Source organism: Loktanella sp. PT4BL (genome assembly GCF_003201935.1).
In the GTDB taxonomy this organism is placed as follows: Bacteria; Pseudomonadota; Alphaproteobacteria; order Rhodobacterales; family Rhodobacteraceae; genus Yoonia.
Genome location: NZ_QJJL01000003.1, coordinates 774731 through 796429 on the forward strand (window position 1 = coordinate 774731; position 21699 = coordinate 796429).

At 56.5% G+C, this 21699-nt stretch carries 26 protein-coding genes and 2 tRNA genes; 10 read left to right on the top strand and 18 right to left on the bottom strand.

Annotated elements, in window-relative coordinates:
* Window positions 1-16 precede the first annotated feature (16 nt).
* Together C7964_RS13785 and C7964_RS13790 are read left to right on the top strand one after the other, a co-directional pair.
* A complete protein-coding gene (locus tag C7964_RS13785; RefSeq protein WP_110280195.1) occupies window positions 17-340 on the top strand; it encodes a nuclear transport factor 2 family protein in 324 nt (107 codons plus the stop codon).
* Window positions 341-351: 11 nt separating this feature from the next.
* Window positions 352-636: a hypothetical protein gene (locus C7964_RS13790; RefSeq protein ID WP_110280196.1), complete on the top strand. Its 285-nt coding sequence runs from the start codon at window positions 352-354 to the stop codon at window positions 634-636.
* 356 nt (window positions 637-992) lie between these two features.
* Here the strand turns inward: C7964_RS13790 and C7964_RS13795 are convergent.
* The 12 genes from C7964_RS13795 to C7964_RS19995 all read right to left on the bottom strand — a co-directional run bounded on the left by C7964_RS13795 (window position 993) and on the right by C7964_RS19995 (window position 9141).
* Window positions 993-1067 (bottom strand) — tRNA-Phe (locus tag C7964_RS13795).
* 95 nt (window positions 1068-1162) lie between these two features.
* Window positions 1163-1348: a DNA gyrase inhibitor YacG gene (locus C7964_RS13800; protein WP_110280197.1), complete on the bottom strand. Its 186-nt coding sequence runs from the start codon at window positions 1346-1348 to the stop codon at window positions 1163-1165.
* Entirely contained in the window at window positions 1348-2382 is a 1035-nt protein-coding gene (locus C7964_RS13805; RefSeq protein WP_110280198.1) for a ribonuclease E/G, read from the bottom strand. Before C7964_RS13805 ends, C7964_RS13800 begins: the two co-directional genes overlap by 1 nt.
* A complete protein-coding gene (locus C7964_RS13810) occupies window positions 2379-2984 on the bottom strand; it encodes a Maf family protein (protein WP_110280199.1) in 606 nt (201 codons plus the stop codon). The genes C7964_RS13805 and C7964_RS13810 overlap by 4 nt, the downstream gene beginning before the upstream one ends.
* A gap of 78 nt (window positions 2985-3062) precedes the next feature.
* The gene (gene infA / locus C7964_RS13815; protein WP_007205486.1) at window positions 3063-3281 is read right to left on the bottom strand and encodes a translation initiation factor IF-1; all 219 of its coding nucleotides are present in this window, start codon (window positions 3279-3281) and stop codon (window positions 3063-3065) included.
* Between the two features lie 162 nt (window positions 3282-3443).
* Window positions 3444-4781: a methyl-accepting chemotaxis protein gene (locus tag C7964_RS13820; RefSeq protein ID WP_110280200.1), complete on the bottom strand. Its 1338-nt coding sequence runs from the start codon at window positions 4779-4781 to the stop codon at window positions 3444-3446.
* 65 nt (window positions 4782-4846) lie between these two features.
* A complete protein-coding gene (locus C7964_RS13825) occupies window positions 4847-5317 on the bottom strand; it encodes an arsenate-mycothiol transferase ArsC (RefSeq protein ID WP_110280201.1) in 471 nt (156 codons plus the stop codon).
* Between the two features lie 3 nt (window positions 5318-5320).
* Window positions 5321-5800 (bottom strand): UPF0262 family protein, encoded by a 480-nt coding sequence (locus C7964_RS13830; RefSeq protein ID WP_110280202.1) that lies wholly within the window; start codon window positions 5798-5800, stop codon window positions 5321-5323.
* Complete coding sequence (gene hisD / locus C7964_RS13835; RefSeq protein ID WP_110280203.1) at window positions 5797-7107, bottom strand: histidinol dehydrogenase; 1311 nt, start codon at window positions 7105-7107, stop codon at window positions 5797-5799. The genes C7964_RS13830 and hisD overlap by 4 nt, the downstream gene beginning before the upstream one ends.
* A gap of 137 nt (window positions 7108-7244) precedes the next feature.
* Window positions 7245-7724 (bottom strand): DUF2948 family protein, encoded by a 480-nt coding sequence (locus C7964_RS13840; RefSeq protein ID WP_110280204.1) that lies wholly within the window; start codon window positions 7722-7724, stop codon window positions 7245-7247.
* Entirely contained in the window at window positions 7721-8986 is a 1266-nt protein-coding gene (gene murA, locus C7964_RS13845) for a UDP-N-acetylglucosamine 1-carboxyvinyltransferase (RefSeq protein WP_110280205.1), read from the bottom strand. The genes C7964_RS13840 and murA overlap by 4 nt, the downstream gene beginning before the upstream one ends.
* Before the next feature lie 5 nt (window positions 8987-8991).
* Entirely contained in the window at window positions 8992-9141 is a 150-nt protein-coding gene (locus C7964_RS19995) for a hypothetical protein (RefSeq protein WP_181417182.1), read from the bottom strand.
* Window positions 9142-9228: 87 nt separating this feature from the next.
* On the opposite strand from C7964_RS19995, the gene C7964_RS13850 reads away from it, so the two are divergent.
* A tRNA-Thr gene (locus tag C7964_RS13850) sits at window positions 9229-9303 on the top strand.
* A 90-nt stretch (window positions 9304-9393) separates the two neighbouring features.
* Window positions 9394-10965, top strand: coding sequence for a tyrosine-type recombinase/integrase (locus C7964_RS13855; protein ID WP_110280206.1), 1572 nt, complete (start codon window positions 9394-9396; stop codon window positions 10963-10965).
* Between the two features lie 216 nt (window positions 10966-11181).
* On the opposite strand, the gene C7964_RS13860 is transcribed toward C7964_RS13855, so the two are convergent.
* A complete protein-coding gene (locus C7964_RS13860; RefSeq protein ID WP_110280207.1) occupies window positions 11182-11655 on the bottom strand; it encodes a CIA30 family protein in 474 nt (157 codons plus the stop codon).
* Between the two features lie 348 nt (window positions 11656-12003).
* Here C7964_RS13860 and C7964_RS13865 point away from each other — a divergent pair, with 348 nt between their 5' ends.
* From C7964_RS13865 to C7964_RS13880, 5 genes are all read left to right on the top strand, one after another.
* Window positions 12004-12891, top strand: coding sequence for a LysR family transcriptional regulator (locus C7964_RS13865; protein WP_110280208.1), 888 nt, complete (start codon window positions 12004-12006; stop codon window positions 12889-12891).
* 107 nt (window positions 12892-12998) lie between these two features.
* The gene (gene wrbA, locus C7964_RS13870) at window positions 12999-13622 is read left to right on the top strand and encodes an NAD(P)H:quinone oxidoreductase (protein WP_110280209.1); all 624 of its coding nucleotides are present in this window, start codon (window positions 12999-13001) and stop codon (window positions 13620-13622) included.
* Window positions 13622-14260, top strand: a complete 639-nt coding sequence (locus tag C7964_RS13875; protein ID WP_110280210.1) for a DsbA family oxidoreductase — start codon at window positions 13622-13624, stop codon at window positions 14258-14260. Before wrbA ends, C7964_RS13875 begins: the two co-directional genes overlap by 1 nt.
* Window positions 14261-14271: 11 nt before the next feature.
* Complete coding sequence (locus C7964_RS20000) at window positions 14272-14421, top strand: hypothetical protein (RefSeq protein WP_181417183.1); 150 nt, start codon at window positions 14272-14274, stop codon at window positions 14419-14421.
* 22 nt (window positions 14422-14443) lie between these two features.
* Window positions 14444-15343: an EamA family transporter gene (locus C7964_RS13880; RefSeq protein ID WP_110280211.1), complete on the top strand. Its 900-nt coding sequence runs from the start codon at window positions 14444-14446 to the stop codon at window positions 15341-15343.
* A 539-nt stretch (window positions 15344-15882) separates the two neighbouring features.
* Here C7964_RS13880 and C7964_RS13885 read toward each other — a convergent pair.
* Genes C7964_RS13885 through C7964_RS13900 form a run of 4 tightly spaced genes read right to left on the bottom strand, consistent with a single transcriptional unit; the run spans window position 15883 to window position 20083 of the window.
* Window positions 15883-16995 (bottom strand): ABC transporter ATP-binding protein, encoded by a 1113-nt coding sequence (locus C7964_RS13885; protein ID WP_110280212.1) that lies wholly within the window; start codon window positions 16993-16995, stop codon window positions 15883-15885.
* Between the two features lie 4 nt (window positions 16996-16999).
* A complete protein-coding gene (locus tag C7964_RS13890; RefSeq protein WP_353652416.1) occupies window positions 17000-17836 on the bottom strand; it encodes a carbohydrate ABC transporter permease in 837 nt (278 codons plus the stop codon).
* Between the two features lie 53 nt (window positions 17837-17889).
* Complete coding sequence (locus tag C7964_RS13895; protein WP_110280214.1) at window positions 17890-18792, bottom strand: carbohydrate ABC transporter permease; 903 nt, start codon at window positions 18790-18792, stop codon at window positions 17890-17892.
* Window positions 18793-18829: 37 nt separating this feature from the next.
* Entirely contained in the window at window positions 18830-20083 is a 1254-nt protein-coding gene (locus C7964_RS13900) for an ABC transporter substrate-binding protein (RefSeq protein ID WP_110280281.1), read from the bottom strand.
* A 319-nt stretch (window positions 20084-20402) separates the two neighbouring features.
* Between C7964_RS13900 and C7964_RS13905 the strand changes: the two genes are divergently transcribed.
* Window positions 20403-21134: a response regulator gene (locus C7964_RS13905; protein WP_110280215.1), complete on the top strand. Its 732-nt coding sequence runs from the start codon at window positions 20403-20405 to the stop codon at window positions 21132-21134.
* Here the strand turns inward: C7964_RS13905 and C7964_RS13910 are convergent.
* On the bottom strand, window positions 21129-21572 hold the full coding sequence (locus tag C7964_RS13910) for a response regulator (protein ID WP_181417184.1): 444 nt from the start codon (window positions 21570-21572) through the stop codon (window positions 21129-21131). The two genes, C7964_RS13905 and C7964_RS13910, sit on opposite strands and share 6 nt — an antisense overlap.
* Between the last annotated feature and the right edge of the window lie 127 nt (window positions 21573-21699).

The window sequence follows — 21699 nt, forward strand, 5'->3', positions numbered from 1 at the left end:
TGTGGAGAAATCATATATGACGCTTTACGAAAAGTATGCGGAAGCCTTGGATGCAAAAAACATTGATATGCTAGCCGCTCTATGTCATCCGAACTTTGAGATGGTTATGCACTCGTCAGGTTCCGTTGCGTCAAAAAACGAATATCTTGAACGCCTTGGACCTCTGATCCAAAAGTTCACACCTAAGAATAGACGTTGTTTGTACGAAAATGAAGATGTGATGATAATGCATTTTATCATGCCATTTCCAAATGGAACGAAAGATGCTGTTCTGTATTATGTTCAAAAAGAAGATGGGCTAATGCGAAAAATAGAAACAGGCTCCACACCAATAAAATAAAGGAGAAAGACATGACCAAAAAGCTATCAATAGTGCGCTTCAAACCTAAACCTGAATGTTTTGATGAATTCTTGCAGAATATCCAAGCCTGGCAGTCGCAAGTTCACGCAGATGACGACCACCTGCTTATGCGTACCAATGAGGAAGTAGTCGCCATAGTAGTGAGGGATAGCGAAATGCTTCATGAGAATATCCAACGCGGCGTGGCTTGGTTGGATAGCCAAAGACCACTCTTGCAGGAATATAATGAAGTTGATCGACACACGCTGCCCATGACAGGTGACTTGGTAGTATAGTTGTACTTAGTTGGGTAAGTGTCTCAACATGGCCAAGCAGCTTAATGAAATGAACCCAGTTCCAGTAAAGCCTGTGTCACGAACCATTTTGCCCCAAAATTCCGCCAACACAGTGTCCCCAACACAGTGTTTGAAACACAAACCCACAACACAGTATTCCGAACATAGAGGGCAACACTGTGCTCACTGTTCTTGCGCCAACACAGCACACAGCAACTTCACAGTGTTCAACACCGTGATTCCACTCACTGCCCAGCCCCAAAACACGGCAAAAAGTGTGTGTTTGGTGTGTTTTTGATTTACACACGCATAGGGCGTTTGGCGACGATCTAAGCCACTGTTTTAATTGGTAAAAGTGGTGCCCGGGGGCGGAATCGAACCACCGACACGAGGATTTTCAATCCACTGCTCTACCCCTGAGCTACCCGGGCACCGGGATGTTGGCGCTATGCGCCCACATCGGGTAGCGGCGTTTTAGACGCGGGAAAGGGGGGTGTCCAGAGGGATTTGTTGGAAAAGCAGATCGCTAATGCGGTTTCTGCCTTTGTGCCGCGTCCAACTCCTGTTCAAGCTCTTCCAGATCCTCGGGATTGTCCGCAGGAATGGCGTATGCCCCCGAAAACCATTTCGCCAAATCAATGTCCGCGCAGCGCTTTGAACAGAACGGGCGGAAGTCGGTTTCGGTCGGTTTGTCGCAGATCGGGCAGGGCATCAGATGTCCTTGAACAGGTGTTTGGGAAAGGGCGGGCGCTCGCGTTTGCGCTGCAATTCGAACAGGCCCATGGGGGTCCAGCCCACCAAAGACGTCTCGATCGGATCAGCCTTGAACGAGGCGCGCAGCGATTGTTCCACCTGCTTGCGGTGCGCCTTTGACATGGACACGAAATCCACCGAAATCTGCCCCGCGAGCCCCCGCAAACGCAAGGCACGCGGCAAAGCGCGCGCCGCCGCCAAATTCGCCTTCAGTGCAGCCGCAGGCGAGGTATCGTTGCCGGTATTCACATCCACTGCCACAAGTGCGCGCGTGGGCTCCACATACATATACCCTTCGCCCAGGACCACCTGTGGCTGGCTGAGTGCACCAACCTGATCCAGCACGCCAAGATCGGCAAAAGACCCTGCACGCGTAATCACCTCTGCCGCACCTGTCCATTCGCGCCACGCGACCAGGTGCGGGCCGTCGCCTTCGGTCAGGGCCTCGGGCTCATTGCCGTCGGCATCTGCCAGCACCGCGTCGGCCAAAGCGACCATGGCGAGGATATCATCGGCAATCTCGGCCTCGTCGGCGCCTTCGCAGGAGGAGCGCAGGATCAAACCATGCGGGCTGTCAAACACCTCATGTGCGACCGCCAAAAGCTCATCGCGCACATCTTCATCGGTGATCTGGCGCGAAATATTCAGCCCGGGCTTGCCCGGCGTTACAATCGCATAGCGGCTCTTGAACAACACGCGGTCCGTGACCGGCACAGCCTTGCTGTCCTCTGCAATACCCGTGACCTGCACCAGCATCGCCTGACCGGGTTTCAGGCCCTTTCCGTGGCGCAGAAATGCCGTTTCACCCGCGGGCAGGCGCAGCATCATGCCCCCCTGGCCCTTGATCGGCCGGTCACAGATCGCACGAAAGATCGCACCCGGGCGGGGGGCGTCTTCGTGATCAATCAGGAGATCATCCAGCTTGCCATCCACCAGATAGGCAGCCGCCTCTATTTCGCCGATATGGTCCAGAACAATCATGCGGCCCTTCATGCGCCACCTCCATAAAGCACAACGCCCGCCGCTGTCAGCAGACCGGCGGTTTCGGTAAGCGGCAGACCAACGATGCCGGTATAGGACCCGTTGATCCAGGGAATGAATACACCAGCCGGCCCCTGGATCGCATAACCCCCGGCCTTGCCGTGCCAGTCGCCCGACGCGAGGTAGGCGTTCAGCTCCGTGTCCGACAATTGCTTGAACGCGACCGTGCTTTGCACATCTTTCGTCCAGATCTGCCCTTCACGTTTTACCGCGAGTGCGGTGATAACCTTATGGCGCCGCCCTGACAGGGCAAAAAGAAACTGCGCAGCCTCGGCGGCATCTGCGGGTTTGCCCATGATCCGCCGCCCCAAGGCCACCGTGGTATCGGCACAGAGGACGACTTCATCCGCGCCAGCAGGCACAGCCGCCACCTTTTCCGCAGCAATCCGTTTGACGTAATCGCGGGGCAATTCACCCTTGCGCACGTCTTCATCAATATCGGGCGGGCGCACCGCGCTGGGCACCAGCCCAAGCTGCGCCAACAGCTCCAGCCTCCGGGGAGAACCGGAGCCAAGAACAAGCTTCAAAGCGGGATTTGGGGGGAGGGTGGTCATCTATCAACATCCACCAGCGCGGCGGTGACTTGCGACCGGCAAGTCCGTTCACCGCGCCGCGCGAAGCTGCGCTTCACGCTACTTAAAGCGATAGTTAATCCGACCCTTGGTCAGATCGTAAGGTGTCATTTCCACCTGTACCTTGTCGCCAGCCAGAACACGAATGCGGTTCTTGCGCATCTTTCCTGCCGTATGCGCGATAATCTCATGGCCGTTTTCCAGCTCGACCCGAAACGTCGCGTTTGGCAGAAGTTCTTTCACGACACCTGGGAATTCGAGCAGTTCTTCCTTGGCCATGTGATCTCCTATGTTTCACACCCGCATCAACAAGCGGGCGCCGCCTAGATGCGCCTGAATACAGTATTTTTCAAGGGTGAATCGTGAATATCTCGGCGATGCGCTGGCCGTGACGTGCGCAAGCAGTGTCGCCACGGCCCGTCATGACCGCCACATCAGGTGCTATCCTGCTTGTCGAAGGTTCATCTGCGCAGGTATTTGCGGCAGGGCTTGCCTGGTTTGGAAGCGTGACAGCAGGTTGTCCAGGATCGCCAATTCATCCGAAAGCCGTTTGACTTGCTCCGCGCTGTCATCTGAAAGGGTGGCCACATTCTGCACGCCAATGTCGATGGCGCGAATTGCGGATTCGATGTCCAAAACGCTTTGTGATTGTTGTGTCGCCGTGCGGGCAATCCGGTCAACCGCCTCTGCCACAGTTGCAGCGCCGTGATTGATAGCATCCAGCGAGGCACCGGCAGTTTCAATCAAAGTGCGGCCCTTCATGACTTCGGTTTCACAACTGCGGGTCAGTTTCGCGATCTCTTTCGAGGCCTCTGCAGACCGGTTCGACAAATTGCGCACCTCGCTTGCGACCACCGCAAACCCGCTGCCGGCCGCGCCGGCGCGTGCGGCCTCGACCGCGGCATTTAACGACAGCAGATTTGTTTGAAATGCAAAGCCCTCAATGACTTCTGTGGTTTTTGAAACCTCTTTCGAGAGGGTTTCGATACGTTTGATCGCTGTGATCGTGTCCGCGACGATTCGGCTGCCCTCGCGCGACTTGTCCGCCGTTAGCGCGGCCTCTTGATCAAGTTCACGGGTTGAATTGCTCGTGCCTGCGACCGCTTGTGATATCTGGCTGAGAGAGCTTGTGGTTTCCGCAAGCATATCCTTTTGCGCTTGCGCCTTTTGCTGCAATTGCCGCGCCCCGTTTTGTACAGCCCTGCCGACATCATGCAGCCGGACCGATCCGGACCGGATCGTATTCATCAGATCCTCCAGCCCCGCGAGCGTTTCGTTGAAGCTTGATTTGACGGATTGGTGTTGTGGCGCGACAGGATCGGAAATGCGCGCCGTAAGGTCACCTTCACGAAGTGCGGCAAGCCCTTCGACCAGCAACTGCATAATCCGGTGCGAGGCAGTGACGTCACTGGCCAGCTTCACGACTTGTCTGACATTGCCTTGCGCATCGCGAACGGGCGCATAAGAGGCGGAAATCCAGACCTCATCCCCGGATTTCGAAATCCGTTTGAATTCGCCCGACGATATTTCACCGCGCGCGAGGCTGGGCCAGAACTCTTTGTATCCGTCGGAATTGCTGTCCGCCTCGGAGAGAAAGATACGGTGGTGTTTGCCAATAATTTCTGACGCGTCGTCATAACCCATCGTCGCAACAAACGCCGCGTTAGCATTGACGATCGTGCCATCGGGCTCAAAGAAGATAATCGCTTGCGACTGATAAGCGGCCGCAAGAACGGCGTCGTCATCAGCATTTCGTGCAAGTGACCTGGTCCAAAACATAATCTCATCACCTCGGGAAGAATTTCTTCAACCCATACAAAGGTGCAATTAAGCTTTGGTAAAAGTCACACGGATGCCGGGCCGAACCGCGACACAAGCTTGTTCATGATTTGATCGCGGGTCTTGCGATAACTGTCCAGCCGCGCCTCGCGGCTCTCGCCAAGGCCTGTGGGGTCAAGGATCGGCCAGTACTCGACGTCGAGATGATAGAACCGGGTCAGGTCAAGCGCGCGCCGCTGGCTTGCGGGCGATAGCGCCAGCACCAGATCGAACGACGACAGGTCATCGCCCCAGTCTTCCATTTCGTCAAAAGATCGCGACCGGTGCCGCGACAGTTCCACCCCCAATTCGGCACAGACAGCCACTGCAAACCCGTCAATCTCCAGATCGTTTTTCACGCCAACCGACTGGATATAGCACTGTTTGCCATAGAGCTTTTTCATGATCCCTTCGGCCATGGGGGAGCGGACAGAATTGTGGTCACAGCAAAACAGCACCGACTGGGGAAGGGGTGCGTATGTGCTGTCTTGCGTCATTACCTAGCCCCCAAAGTGCAGCACGCAAATCAACGTAAAGAGCCGGCGGGCGGTATCAATATCAACGTCGGCCTTGCCCTCCAGACGTTCCTGTAACACCCGCGCGCCTTCGTTGTGGATGCCGCGCCGCGCCATATCAATTGTCTCGATCTGGCTGGGGGGCAGGGTTTTGACCGCGTCAAAATAGCTCTCGCAAATCTGGAAATAGTCCTTCACGACCTGCCGGAACGGCCCGAGCGACAGATGGAATTCACCGGCCACGCTGTCATCTTCTTGTTTGATATCAAAGACAAGCCTGCGTTCCTTGATCGAAAGTTCCAGCTTGTAGGGGCCGGGCGGCACCTTGCGCCCGTCACGGGCGGGCAGGGCAAAGCTGTTGTCTTCCAGCAGATCGAACATCGCCACTTTACGTTCCTGATCAATCTCGGGTGTTGGCGGTGGCAGATTACGGTCGTCGATATTGATATGGATGATCTTGCTCATGGCTCACCTCTGTTCAGGCGGTCGAGACGTGCGCGCACGGACAGGCCATGCGCTTCGAGGCTCTCCGATATTGCCAGACGTTCTGCTGCAGGCCCGATCGCGGCCAGCGCGTCTGGGGTCATGCGTGAAAGGGTCGTGCGTTTGATAAAGTCCATGACCGATAGCCCGCTTGAGAACCGCGCGGAACGGGCCGTCGGCAATACGTGATTTGGGCCGCCAATGTAGTCACCGATCGCCTCGGGTGTCCAACCCCCAATGAAAATTGCGCCCGCGTGCGTGATTTCCGCAGATAGCGCGTCGGCGTCAGCCGTGCAAAGCTCAAGGTGCTCTGGCGCAATCCGGTCCGACAGGCGTGTGGCCTCGTCAAAATCCCTGACCGTGATGATGGCGCCGAAATCACGCCAGCTCGCACCGGCAATTGCGCGGCGTTCCAGCGTTTCAAGCCGCTTGTCGACGGCCGCCGCAACAGCCTGCCCGAAACCCGCGTCATCGGTGATCAGGATCGACTGCGCGCTTGCGTCATGTTCGGCCTGCGACAGCAGATCAAGTGCGATCCAGTCAGGATCATTGTCCTTGTCGGCAATTACCAAAATCTCGGACGGGCCTGCGATCATATCAATGCCCACCTTGCCAAACACCCGCCGCTTGGCCGCGGCCACAAAGGCGTTGCCCGGGCCGGTGATCTTGTCGACCGGCGCAATTGTCTCGGTCCCGTAAGCAAGGGCGGCAATCGCCTGTGCGCCGCCGATCCGGTAAATCTCGTCCACTCCCGCAATTTTCGCCGCCATCAGCACCAGCGGATTGGTCACGCCGTCCGGCGTCGGCACGACAATGGCCAGACGCTGCACACCCGCCACCTTGGCGGGGATCGCATTCATCAAGACCGATGACGGATAAGATGCCGTCCCCCCCGGCACATAAAGACCCGCAGCCGACACAGGCGTCCAGCGCCATCCCAGCGTTGCACCGTCTGGATCGGTCCACATCGCGTCTTCGGGCATCTGGCGGCTGTGATAGGCACGGATACGGTCAGCGGCAAGCTGCAACGCGGCGCGATCGGCGTCATCTACCAATGCACATTCCGCCGCAATCTCTTCGGGTGTGAAACGCATTGTTTGGGCAGTCAGGTCCAGCCGGTCAAACTTTGCCGTCATCTCTAGCACCGCCGCATCGCCGCGCTTGCGTACATCCGCGATAATATCCGCCACGACATGATCCACATCGGGGCTGTCTTCGCGCTTTGCGCTCAGGATCGCGGTAAAGCGGGCCTCGAAATCGGGATCAGTGGTGGATAGAAACTGTGGCATCGGCATTCTCCTTGGCGCAGGACATAGCGTTCAGGGCAGGGGGCATCAATAGAGCACGGCGCCGTCCCGGACGTGATCCGGGACCTCGACCGCGTCGCGTGCAAAAGGCCCCGGGTCAGGTCCGGGGCTCTGTGGCGCTATTCGGGATGCGACGGCGCCTTTTTTGACGGCGCGACATAGGGTCGTGTGACGTCGCGCAACAGCACCTCCAGGGCCTCAACCTCCAAGGCAATCGCGCCATCGCCGGCAAGGGTCAGCTCCACACGGCCAGTGCCATCTTCATCGGGCAGAAACGCAATCGCGAGCAGTGAATACACCATATCCGCATCGGCCTTATCCACGCCTTGGGTTTGCACCTTCAGCACGTCTTCCACCGCCAGAACCGCCTGCACACGTTCATAGCTGCGCTTGCGCTTCTCCGCTTTCAGCGCGTCTTCCCAGCGAAAACGGTTGAGCAAAATCGCAAAACGCCGCGCCTTGCGATCCCATTTCATCTCGGCGGCGGGAAACACCGCATCCTGCACCAGTGCGGCAATCACCGCCAGATCCTCGGTATCCAGTGCCTTCAGGCGTAAAGGCGCCTCGCGCCCGTCCTCAAATCTAGCATCTTCGCTCATGCCGACACCCGCTCAATTCGGGCACCCACAGCGCGCAGCTTTTCCTCGATATGCTCATAGCCGCGATCAAGGTGATAAATCCGGCTGACAGTTGTTTCGCCCTCTGCGGCCAAACCCGCGAGGATCAGCGACACCGAGGCGCGCAAATCCGTCGCCATCACCGGCGCGCCTTTCAGGCGGTCCACACCACGCACCGTGGCGACACCCCCATGCACCTCGATATTGGCTCCCATACGGATCAGCTCTGGCGCATGCATAAAGCGGTTTTCAAAGATCTTTTCTTCCAGCACTGACGTGCCGTCAGCGGTACAGAGCATCGCCATCATCTGCGCCTGCAAATCTGTCGGAAATCCGGGGAACACTTCGGTGGTTACATCCACCGCCTGCGCACGATCCGTGCGGCGTTTGACTATTAAGCTGTGGTCCGTCTCGCTCACATCCACACCGGCGGCATCCAGTTTTTCAACGAATGAGCCCACCAGATCCAGGCGTCCGCCCAGACACTCCACTTCACCACCCGCAAAGACAGGCGCCAGCATATAGGTGCCAAGCTCGATCCGGTCCGTCACGACAGGATGGGTCGCAGCCCCCAGACGGTCGACACCCTCGATGGTAATCGTGCTGGTGCCTTCCCCCTCGATATGGGCACCCATGCTGCGCAGGCATTTGGCCAGATCGACGATCTCGGGCTCGCGCGCGGCATTTTCGATCACCGTGGTGCCTTTGGCCAAAGTCGCGGCCATCAGCACGTTTTCGGTCGCCCCCACAGAGGCAAAACGCAGCGGCACCCGCGCGCCCTTCAACCCGCCGGGGGCCTTGGCATGCAGATAGCCGTCTTTCAATTCAATCTCTGCCCCCATCGCCTCAAGCGCTGTGACATGGATATCCATCGGGCGCGCGCCGATGGCACAGCCGCCGGGCAAGGAGACGACAGCCTGATGATGCCGCGCCAACAATGGCCCTAGCACAAGGTTCGAGGCACGCATCTTGCGCACGATTTCATAATCCGCAGTTGTCGATGTCATGGCGTGGCTGGACAAAACCTGCACCTTGCCATCCTGCATCGAGGTCACTTCCACACCCAACGAGCGCAACAAGGCGGTCATGGTCGCGATATCCGACAGGCGCGGGGCATTGGTCAGCGTCAAAGGCTCTTCTGACAACAGCGTTGCAGGCATCAGTGTCAGGGCCGCATTCTTGGCCCCCGCAATCGCAATTTTGCCGTTCAGCGGGGTGCCGCCCGTGACCACGATGGAATCCATGCTGCCTACTCTTTCTGTTCACCGGACGGAGCCGCCGCCCTTGCGCGCGCCTGCGCCTTGCGTTTGGCCATATTGGCCTTCAACGCCGCCTTCAACCGGTCTTCCCGGGTTTGGGCGCTCTTTTCGGCTTTGGTCTTGGTCTGTTTGTCGCTCATAGGGGTGGTCTTATCAATACCCGCAAAAACCGTCCAGAGAGGGCTTGCACCAAGGGGCAATTGCCGCTAATTCCCCGCCTCACGGATGCTGTGGTAGCTCAGTGGCAGAGCACACCCTTGGTAAGGGTGAGGTCGAGAGTTCAATCCTCTCTCACAGCACCATCCAACCCCTTGATTTAAAACAAAACACTTGCAAACAAAGTGCTTTCAACGTTTTGATGTTACAAAACGCGTTACAAATCCGGATACATTATGGCAGGCAATATCAAGCACTTTTTGTTCCGCGATGGGCGCTATTATGCTCGGCTTGTCGTGCCAAAGAAGCTTCGACCCTACATGAACAACAAGTCAGAGTTGCGGACCCCTCTAGGTGCAGACCGTCGTGCCGCCTTGCGTGCGCACCCAATTGCTGTTGCAGAACTGATGCATCAGATCACACAAGCGGAGCGGAGGGAGAGCGAGGCGCTCGGGGTTGCGGTTGCTCCAGGCCGCTATCCGCTTACAGATGCCCAGATCGCCCTGCGAAGCTACCGCGAACGCTTGGCACAGGATGAAGCCGCCCGAAATCAGAGCGCCCACTATGCGCAGGTTGGGATTGACGATGGATATCTTCACAACTTGCGTGAAGGCATCGCGGGCAGGCTCGGTGACACAGCACTAATCGAATTAGTGGGTCATCGCATCGATCATTTTCGTGACCTAGGCAATACCACAGCTCCCACCGGCAGCACCGAGTGGCGCGCGCTGGCGCGCGCAGTCTGCATATCCGAATATGAGGCGCTTGAGCGCCTTATGGAACGTGATGAAGGCGACTACTCTGGTGAACCCCAACACCCTTTGCTGAGGAACGCTGATCCAGTTGTTGATGACTTGCCACCAGTATCTTTGCAGGGGCTATTCAGGGACTACAATGCCTCGCGCCAGCTTGTCGGAAAGGGGATCGAAGCTGAACGTCGTTGGAAACCGGTCTTTGAAGCGCTCGGTAAGTATCTGCGTCATGATGATGCGCGACGCATCACTAAATCTGATCTGATCCAGTGGCGTGACACGCTATTATTGAAACTCTCACCAAAAACGGTCAGCGACGTGTATCTCGCTGCTGTGCGCACGGTCTTGAGTTGGGCCGTTCGTGAAGATCGTCTCGGTGAAAACCCCGCTGAGAACGTTAGACAGCAAGTGAAAAAGATACCCCGCTCACGCGAACAAGGTTTCACTGTTGATGAAGCGGAAGCAATCTTGAAAGCAAGTTACCGATATGAGCCGTTGCGGACGGTGAACGGTGTGGTTTCTGAAGCGCCACAAGCATCAGCTGCAAAGAAATGGGTGCCCCTACTTTGCGCGTTTACTGGTGCGAGGGTAGTGGAAATCACCCAATTGCGTCGGCAAGATATTCGTGATGAAGAAGGGATTTTCGTTCTGCGGATCAGCCCCGACGCAGGAACGGTCAAGACGGGCCAGTATCGTGATGTTCCAATTCATCCACAAATCATAGAGTTGGGCTTTCGAGGTTTTGTCGAAAGGTCAGTTGGCCCGCTCTTCTATGTTGCGAGCAACAAGAAAGACCCTGTCCGTGCGGCAAGGACAAGCGCTCAGATTGTCAGCCGATGGTTGCACAAGAACAATCTGATCGTTCAATCTGTCGCCCCGAACCATGGGTGGCGACACCGCTTCAAGACGGTGGGTCGCGAGGTAGGCATCCAAGATCGCGTCCTGGACGCCTTGATGGGCCATGCGTCCACTACAGCTGGTGATGCCTATGGCGACGTGACGATTAAGACAAAGGCCAAAGCAATTAATAGTATACCGCATTACGCGATTGAATAAAATTCGGATCATTCTTCCGAGGGCATCCATTGAGGTGGACATATCGCCAATTGCTCTCGGCGGATTAACCCATCCCCATCGCGTCCAACCACCCCGTCTAGGACTTCACAAGGAGCATGACACCCTCAGGCAGATCAACTGCTATGCTCGGCCAAACACATTCTTGGTTAACTCATCGAATTGCATCCAGAGGGCACAGCAGGCGTGGCAAGTGTGTCAACTGCGATAGAAACGCAGACTAGCGACTGCAATAAGGGCATGAAATTCCCGGCCGATTGCAAGAACCCCAATGCGCCTAAGCTGATGAGGATCAAATAGTACCTCGGTCTTGTGAGCCATAAACGCGTCGAACCCAATTCGGAGCGTTTGCCAATCATGCATGGTGGGAATTTCCGCTCGGAAAGACTGCCAAGGCCGCGTCAGTTGATCCGTGCGCAGGCGAACGTCATAGAGTTCCTCGTTGCCGCATACATCCAATTCGAGGCCATCCCAGGTGCTCGCATCAAAACTCACGCCATTTGACCGAAGATCCGATGCCATCTGTATAAAACCGCCATTGTTTGCGAGCGACACATCTCCTCTCAAGACATAAGCCATGCGCCCCCGAAACATTTCTTGGTGCAGATGCCCCTCAGAAACGCCTCCCATGACCTGATCGGCCACGTATTCCCAATGCGTGTCAATATCCATGTCAGAAGCCGACCTCCCTGCCGTATCAGGGATAATTGCATCCCCTGTGAGTATCGGCAAGGAAACTGCCCGCTCACAAATCCAGATATTGATGCTAAGCTATTGCTCCTGCCTCTCACAGCTACTCTGTAGAACGACTCTGAGCAGCAGTCTTACTATTGGCAGCACCATTCAGGACCAATACGTGCTCGACCAAGATCATCCCAAACACCTCAAGTTGGTTCGTCTTACGCTTGTAACCTAGCAGGCTGTCGGACAAGTATTTTGCGCGTCAAAGCGTTTGTGCTATTCGTTTAAGACAGCGCTCCAGTTGCGACCGCCGATTAATCCAACCGAGTGCCTTTCGAAATGGACAAGCTTTCCGTCATGCAAGCCTTCCGTCGTATCGTCGAACGCGGCAGCTTCGCGCGTGCGGCGGAAGATCTCGGCGTATCGCCTGCACTTCTTAGCCGTGAGATCAAATTGCTGGAGGAAAGCCTCGGGAGCACGCTTCTCACACGCACGACGCGCTCCATGTCGCTGACCGACGCCGGCAGGCTTTACTATGACGAGGCGACCGAAATCCTTGATGCCGTGATCCAGGTCGAGACACGCATTCGTGACGGTGCCGGTGCGGTGCGTGGTCATCTGAAGGTAAATGCCTCGAGCTCCTTTGGGCAGACGGTAATTGCGCCGATCCTGCCAAGTTTTCTCGATTCTTATCCGGACCTGCGTTTGACACTGTCCATGGACGACCGGGTGGTGAATATGGTCGAAGGCGGATTTGACGTCTCGATCCGTATTCGGGCCACCATGCCGGACTCAGCGCTGGTGGCGCGCAAGATCGGAACGATGCGGCAACGGATATTCGCCGCGCCCTCTTATCTGGAAAGGGCAGGTGTTCCGCAGACGCCAAAGGACATTGCGCAGCACCGGGTCATTGGCTTCCTGCTTGCGGATCACCTGACCTCCTGGGCGCTTCACGGCCCCTCTGTAACGACCACCGTAGACCTCGATCCCAAAGTCAGGGTGGGCAACAGCCTAGTGTTGCGCGATCTGCTGATCGCAGGACAAGGCATCGGCACACTGCCGGACTTCGTTTCGAACGCGGCCGAGGCGCAGGGTGCTCTTGTGCGCGTTCTGCCGGACTTTGAGCTTCCCGCACCGGAGATCTTTGCTGTGACGGCTTCGCGTTTGGGCATGGACGCGAAGGTCACAGCTTTCCTCGACCATCTGCGCATGGCGCTGCGGTCTTAACATTCTTCAACAGGCGTAAAGAGTGAAGTGAGCGTCGGACGGTTTTTCCGGCGCACACTATCTTCGATCTTCGCAGGCATCGAAACCGACAGCCTTAAGAGGATCCAATGACCCGTATTCTTGTTCTTTACTATTCCAGCTATGGCCATGTCCGCGCCCTTGCGGAGGCCGAGGCCGAGGGCGCCCGCAGCGTCCCGGGCACCCATGTCGATCTGCGGCTCGTGCCCGAAACCGTCCCTGAAGACATCCGGCAAAAGGTCGGCTTTGCGCAAGATGAGACGCCCGTCGCTGCGCCAGCCGATCTGGAGTCCTACGACGCCATCATCTTCGGCACGCCCACGCTCTTCGGTATGATGGCCGGACAAATGAAGTCCTTCCTCGACCAGGCAGGTGGCCTCTGGGCTCGGAACGCGCTGGTGGGAAAGGTCGCTGCTGTCTTCACCTCCACAGGCTCGCAGCATGGCGGCCACGAGGCGACGCTGCTGTCTACCCAGATACCACTGCAGCACTTCGGGATGCTTATTGCCGGAATGCCCTACACCTTCGCCGGACAAACGACGGCTGAGGGGATTGTCGGCGGCGCGCCCTACGGGGCTGGCACGATCGCAGGCGCAGATGGCTCGCGCGCACCTACGGAAACCGACCTCGCTGGTGCACGATTCCAAGGCGCACATGTCGCGCGGATCGCCGGGCGTTTGGCCGGAGCCAATTTGCAAGTGGAGGCCGCGTGATGCCTAAACTGACCATCGACTTCTTCCACGACGTCGTTTGCTGCTGGTGCTTCAACATCTCGTCACGGATGCGCAATCTGGCGGCGGAGTTCGACCTCGATGTCCGGCACCACACCTTCGTCCTGCAGGCCAGTCGTGCCGAGATGGCAACGCGCTGGGGCACGCCCAAAGACGCCCGGGAGACCATCCTTGGACATTGGGCGGTCTGCCGGCAGGTCAGCGATCGGCCGGAGCTCGTCGATATCGACGCCATGCGTGCGGTCCAGTTCGACTACCCTCACGGCATGACCGCCGCGCTCGGGTGTAAATCGGCGGAGCGGATTGGCGGACAAGCAGCCCATTGGGACATGTTCGACTGCCTCCAGCGGGCGCATCTGACCCAGGCGCGCAACATCGCCGACCCCGCTACGGTGCTTCAAGTCGCGCGGGAACTGGGCTTCGAGGCGGCAGCCTTCGCAGAGATCTTTGAGGATCCGGCAACCGCACAAGCCGTCGAAGCCGACAGGCAACACGCACGCGCACTTCAGGTTCATTCAATCCCCACCCTTGTCGTCCGTGAAACCGGTGCGCGTCTCGTCAACGGACCGCTTGAGGATCTGGCTGCACAACTGCGCACCGCTTTCCGCCTCGTCGCATGAAAGGAATACCCATGACGATCTCGATATTTAACAAAGGTGTCCGGCACCGCCGACGTATTCCGCGCGGTGTGCCGCGCGACCTATCCCCGCAAATGATGCGCGACATTGGCCTCGAGCCCTGGCCAGAACGCCCGCACATTCCCTCTTACCCGCTCTGGTGAGCCCGCTCTGGAGACATGACCCATGTCACGCACAACTGATATTCTTCTTACGTCGCTCGCCCCGGCGATCTGGGGCAGCACCTATCTTGTCACGACCGAAGCGCTACCTGGCGGTTACCCCGTGACCCTTGCCGCGCTCCGTGCTCTGCCAGCGGGACTGCTTCTACTTGCTGTTACGCGCTGCCTGCCACCACGCGCCTGGCTCGGCCGCGTCTTCCTGCTCGGCTGCTTCAACTTCGCACTGTTCTGGACGCTACTCTTCGTGGCAGCCTACCGGCTTCCCGGCGGCGTCGCAGCGACGCTCGGCGCGCTGCAGGCGATGATGGTGATCATCATGGCCCGTGGCTGGCTCGGCACGCCGATCAGGGCGGGTGCGGTCGCCGCGGCGGCAACGGGCGTGCTGGGGGTGGCGCTCTTGCTCATAAGTCCAGAGGCTACGCTTGATCCCATTGGTATAGCGGCTGGCCTGGGTGGCGCCGCGTCGATGGCCGCAGGCACCGTTCTCAGCCGGAAATGGCAGCCACCCGTTTCGGCCCTCAGCTTCACCGCCTGGCAACTCACTGCCGGAGGTCTGATCCTTTTCCCGCTCGCCCTGATCATCGAACCGCCACTACCACCGCTCACGGTCACCAATCTCGCCGGACTGGCGTGGCTTGGCCTCATCGGCGCCGCTTTGACCTATGCGATTTGGTTCCGGGGCGTCGCGCGCCTGGAACCCGCCGCAGTCTCTATGCTGGGCATGGTGAGCCCGGTAACGGCGGTGATCCTTGGCTGGGTGGTGTTGGGGCAGTCCCTCGAACTCGTGCAAGCGATCGGCGGGATGATCATTCTCGGTTCTGTCTGGGCAGGGCAGGTGGCAAACCGCCAACGTGCTGGCGATGCCTCAGTGCGTTCTGTTCCGACGCGGTCGAAGACCGCCTAAAAACAATCAAGAAAGGACATTCCAAATGCTCTATCCTACACTCACCTCCGAAGTTGCGCGATGATCAGGCAAAGAACTCATCTATATCTAACGCAAGTTTTCGAACGTTCATCAAGCCGGTTTGGTCGGGCACCTAAATTTCCATCCTAATCTAGGCCTTTAGAACACGTCCAAAGTGACTTCGGTGATGCTGTAATCTTACCTATGGGCATTTTTACGAAAGACCTGCATCCCTAACACTAGATTGCGGTAGATCTGCTGGACAAAGATAAGTGGACGAACCTTACGCCGCAGTCCTCATTGATGCCGAGCGGGACCGATCTGAGCTTACGAGACATATGTCCCAATCATCAGATTTCTGACATCAAACCATCGCTCAACGCAGGTCTGGTCACTAGTGACTCCTGAAACAATTTAAAGGTGTAAAGCGGGATGCTGACAGGCACAATCCGAACTTAGATTGATCAGATTTGGAATGCGTTCTGGTCAGGCGGGGCACCGAGTTATCAGGTGTTGGCTCTGATATATGCTAAAGTCATTCAAATACGCAGCGTCGTCTTTGCATCAAAGAGCTTGGCCTTCTCCATATCGGCCTCGAAACTGAAAAGAGTGCCTTCGGGGCGCGAGTCTTCGGGTCTGACGCGTGCCACCACGTCCAACCCCGCATGGTGAAACAGGATCATCGTATCCGGACCTGTCGGCTCAACTACGCTGACGGGGCGTTCGAAAATGAATCTGTTCGCACCGGGTAGTTCAGTGCCGGCTGCAAAAATCGCCTCGGGGCGCAGTCCCAGGATCACGTCACGGCCGTCCATTGCGCTGGCCCGCTCGTACAACGCAGGCGGCAGTGGAAAATCGAGCGGGGCCTCGTCAGGATTGCTAGTCGATACGACATACTGACCGTCTTGCGCGCCAATCTTTCCAGGAATCATGTTCATCGGTGGAGACCCCATGAAACCTGCCACGAACAAATCAACGGGGTCTTCATAAATCGTCGCGGGGTCGGCAAATTGCCGGATATGGCCGTTGTCCATGACTGCGATCCGCGAGGCTAGGGTCATCGCCTCGATCTGGTCGTGGGTCACATATACGATGGTCTTTCCCAACCGTTGGTGCAGTTTCTTGATCTCGGTCCGCATTTCGATGCGCAGTTTGGCGTCGAGATTGGACAACGGCTCATCAAATAGAAAAACATCCGGCTTGCGCACCAGTGCGCGCCCCATCGCGACGCGTTGGCGCTGGCCGCCCGAAAGTTGGCCGGGTTTGCGAGACAAGAGGCGTTCGATCTGTAGCAGTGTGCTGATTTCCTGAACCGCCGCATCCTGATCTGCTTTCGGGATGTTGCGTGAGACCATGCCGAAGGTGATATTGTTGCGCACTGTTTTGGTCGGGTAGAGTGCGTAGGATTGAAAGACCATAGCGATGTCGCGGTCGCGCGGCGGCGTGTCATTGACCCGCTTGCCGCCGATATAGATGTCGCCGCCGGTAATCGTCTCAAGGCCAGCTATCAGGTTCAGCAGCGTTGACTTTCCACAACCAGAAGGCCCGACCAGCACCACAAATTCTCCGGGATCAATGGCCAGATCAATGCCTTTGATCACCTCGGTTGCGCCAAAGTTCTTTGTGACTTTCTCCAGACGGATATCAGACATCGCATTACCCCTTCACTGCGCCAGCCGACAGACCTCGTACAAAATACGCCCCTGCAATCACATAAACTGCCAATGTTGGTAGTGCGGCGATGATTGCAGCCGCCATATCGACGTTGTATTCCTTCACACCGGTCGATGTGTTCACCACATTATTGAGCGCGACCGTCACCGGGTTGCTGTCACCGACCGTAAAGGCGATACCGAACAGGAAGTCGTTCCAGATCTGCGTGAATTGCCAGATTACCGTTACCACAATCGCAGGCAAAGACATGGGTAGAACGATCCGAAAGAAGATGCCGAAAAACCCTGCGCCGTCGATCTGGGCCGCTTGGATAATCCCGCTGGATACACCGATGAAAAAGTTTCTGAAAAACAGTGTGGTAAAGGCCAAGCCGTAAATGACATGTACCAAAATCAGCCCCGGGATCGTTCCTGCAAGCCCCAAGACGCCAAGCGTGCGAGCCATTGGCAGCAGGATCACCTGAAACGGGATGAAGGCACCGAAAAGGATCAATGCGAATATGATGTCCGCACCAGGAAAGCGCCATTTCGTCAGTGCGTAACCGTTCAACGCACCAAGGATCGTCGAAATCGTGACTGCGGGCACGACCATTGCAACAGAGTTCCAGAAGAACGGCTGTAAGCCATCGCAACGTACCCCGACGCAGGCCGAACTCCAGGCTTTGGTCCAGGCATCGAAGGTGACCTTCTGCGGCAGGCTCAGAAGTGATCCGGCGCGGATTTCTTCGAGTGACTTTAACGAAGTGGCAATCATCACGATCAGCGGGATAAGATAATACAGGCAAAAAACGCCAAGCGTCAGGAACAGCAGCGTACGCATGACTACATGCTGCGTCCCTTTTTGTTGGACGATTCCGCTCAGGTTCTTGCGGCTCATCGATTTGGCCCCCGCAATTCTGAATAAAGGTAGGGCACCACAATCGCGATCACCGTCGCCAGCATCATCACGGCACTTGCCGCGGCCACGCCCAGCTCGCTTCGTTGGAACGCAAATGAATACATAAAAGTTGCAGGCATATCGGTCGCATAGCCCGGACCACCACCTGTCAGCGCGATGACAAGGTCGAAGCTTTTGATCGCCAGATGCGCAAGAATGATCACGGTTGAAAGAAAAACGGGGCGCATGATCGGTAGCACGACGCTGAAGTACGTGCGAAAGGCGCCTGCGCCATCTATTGCGGCGGCTTTCAGGATTTCATCATCAACCGACCGCAGCCCTGCCAGGAACAACGCCATCGCATAGCCCGAGGATTGCCAGACGGCGGCAATGACAATGGTATAGATTGCGTAGTTCGAATTGACGAGCCAGTCGAAGGTGAAATCCTCAAACCCCGCTTTCCGAACGAAATTCTGAATGCCAAGGCCGGGGTTTAGGATCCATTTCCAGACTGTCCCGGTCACGATGAACGAAAGGGCCATCGGATAAAGATAGATCGTGCGGATCACACCTTCGATCCGGACGCGCTGATCAAGGAGGATCGCCAGAAAGATCCCGATGGCCAGACTGATTGCGATGAATAGCGCCGAGAAAACAAACATGTTGCTAAGCGCCACATACCACCGTGGAGTGGCCCAAAGACGTTCGTATTGTGAAAGTCCTTCGAAGGTATAGTTCGGCATCACACCGGATTTCGTGAACGAGATGTAAACCGTCCATGCAATAAACCCGTAGACAAAGAACAAGCTGAGCGCAAAGAGCGGCGACACGACGATCCTTGGCAACCAGCTTTCAATTCGCTGGCCAAGCGGGACTGTGCTTTGGGTGCGAGCTATCATTTGAAATTGCGCCGGAGGCTGCCCCGGCGCAAGCTTTCTACTGCGCACGCGCGACGGCTGCCGCAAGCGTTTGTGCAGCTTCTTCGGAACTCATGTCGGAGTTGAAGAAGTTGGTCACAAGATCAAGAAATTCGCCACGGATCGAACGTGGGATCGCCATTTCGTGCGCCATTGAGGGCACAAGTGCGTCATTTTCAATCGCGGCAAGAAGGTCTTCGTGGGACCGCAATGCACAGGTGTCAAAAGCATCAAGTGCCACGTCTGTGCGTGCCGGAATCGAACCTTTGGCAAGGTTGAAGGTCTCCTGAAATTCTGGTGACATGATCAGGCTGGCAAGCACCTGTTGGCCTTCAATGTTGTCGTCGCCTTCGACCTTGAAGAACGTGAAGCTGTCCGAATTCAAGACAAAGCCATTACCGGGGGTGGGGGCACATAGAAAGTCAACGCCGGGGACTTTTCCGGCAGCCAGAAATTCACCCTTGGCCCAATCGCCCATGATCTGAAAACCGGCTTCTCCGCGCATGACCATACCGGTTGCAAGGTTCCAGTCACGTCCAGAGAAATTGGCATCGACGTAGCCGCGCATTCTGCGAAGTTGATCAAACGCCGCGATCATCGTGTCGCTTTGCAGAGCTTCCTGATCGAGTTCCACCAGCGCCTTGCGGAAGAAATCCGCACCACCAATCCCCAAGACAACGTCTTCGAACACGGTCGCGTCCTGCCATGGCTGACCACCGTGGGCTAACGGGATAATGCCGGCAGCCATCAGTTTGTCGGCGGCTGCATTGAATTCGTCCCATGTTGTCGGCATCTCTGTGATCCCTGCAGCTTCAAGCGCCTGTGGGTTGGCCCACATCCAGTCAACGCGATGGATGTTGACCGGCGCTGCCACGTATGCACCATCAAATTTCATGATATCGGCAAGGACTGGTGGCAGCACCGCGTCCCAGTTTTCGCTTTCAGCTACAGCGTCAACCGAATTCAAGACGCCTTCGCGCGCCCATTCCTGAATACCCGGACCTTTTAATTGGACAGCGGTTGGTGGGTTTCCTGCGATCACGCGTGCGCGCAGTGCCGTCATGGCCGCGTCACCGCCTCCGCCTGCGATGGGCGAGTCGATCCAGGTGCCGCCTTGGGTTTCAAAGGCTTCCTTCAACTCTCCGACCGCCCTTGCTTCTCCTCCCGAAGTCCACCAGTGAAGTACTTCTACTGTGCCTTCTGAATAAGCGACACCAGGGCCAAACGATGTCAGGGTAGCTGAGAGTACAAGCGCTTTCTTAAGAATGTTCATCACATCCTCCTTTTTTGAAAAGCAGAGACCGGCCAACCGTGTCTTCTGAAAGTCCTGCCCCACAACGAACAGTGTCATCCAGTTGTACATGTCAGAGTCATCTGCGGACTGTCTGCAAGCTATCGAACCACAGATCCCAAAGGGACGATTGAGCAAAATCAATCTACAATGACCGGTGAAAGCTACACAGACAGCCACTCCGGTTATGAGGTTGTAGTGTTTTGCGGCGAGGTTGCGCACCTGCTTCAGCGTTTGACACGATGCTCCTTTTCTTCCGCTTTACAAGGTTGACCGGTTCCAAATGATTGGTTCGTAACGTATGATTTCGCAGAAAATTCTGATCGTCGATGACGACCCAAAAATCCGATTGCTTTTGCGGCGCTGTCTGGAAGACAATGGGTTCGCGGTTTTGGAAGCCGAGACGAAGGCTGACGTATTCGCCACCTTGAGGCGTCACGAAATCAAGCTTCTTTTGTTGGATGTACAGCTGGAGAACGACAACGGATTCGAGATTGCCAAATGTGTGAGGAAAGAAACATCGGTGCCGATTGTCATGGTGAGTGGTCAGGATGATGTGATCGACAGAGTGGTGGGACTGGAAATTGGTGCTGACGATTACATTGCCAAGCCGTTTCACCTTCGAGAGGTATTGGCACGCGTGCGGTCGGTGCTACGGCGGAGTTCCGAGGAGTTCCAAGTGGCCAGGATCAAAGTGGAATCCACTTTGATTGAAGAGGTCTTAATTTTTGACGGGATGATCGCTCGGCTAAATCACTTCGAATTACTTAACCGGAACGGCGATAACGTGATTCTGACAAGCGGGGAGTTTAAGCTCCTGAAAGTTTTTCTTCAGAACCCTAAGCGCATCTTGTCACGAGATCGTCTGATCGACCTTCTATGTGACGCTCAATGGGCGCCCAACGACCGCACAATCGACACGCAAGTCGCACGCCTTCGTCGTAAAATTGAGCGTGATCCGCGTTCGCCGAAGGTGATCAAAACAGTTCGAGGGGTCGGATATGTTTTTGCTGCCGACGTCCGCTCTTCATAGGGATTTGCCGTTCAGCACTTCACGCAGCGTCCGTGCCAGTTCTCTTGAACCATATGGCTTGCGCAGAACGCGGTAGTCGGAATTGGTGGCCGTTCTTGGTGGGGCGACTCCTTTTGCGTACCCCGTGACCAGCAAAATTTTCAAGTCCGGCCTGAGTGCCCGTGCTTGAGTAGCAACATCAAAACCAGTCATTCCGCCAGGCATCACGACATCGGACATGATCAAGTCAATGTCTGCTTGTTGCCTGATAATATCCATTGCTTTTGGACCGTCCGGTGCGACAAGAACGTCATAGCCAAGGTCTCTAAGCCGGGTGAGCGTCAGGCGCAGGACCTTGGGGTCATCTTCGACCACAAGGATCTTTTCACCTTTGCCGTTCGCGATCTCATCCAGTTTCTTTTCCTGTATTTTGCGGGCTTTTGCAGTCGTAGTCGGCAAAAGCAGATTGACTGTTGTTCCTTGCCCGATCTCCCCCTGTGTCAGGGATGTTGTCCGCTGCTCTATTTTTCTCTAATTTTCAGGTGGGCGGATTAGGACAATGACATGGGATATTCACTGGAACGAA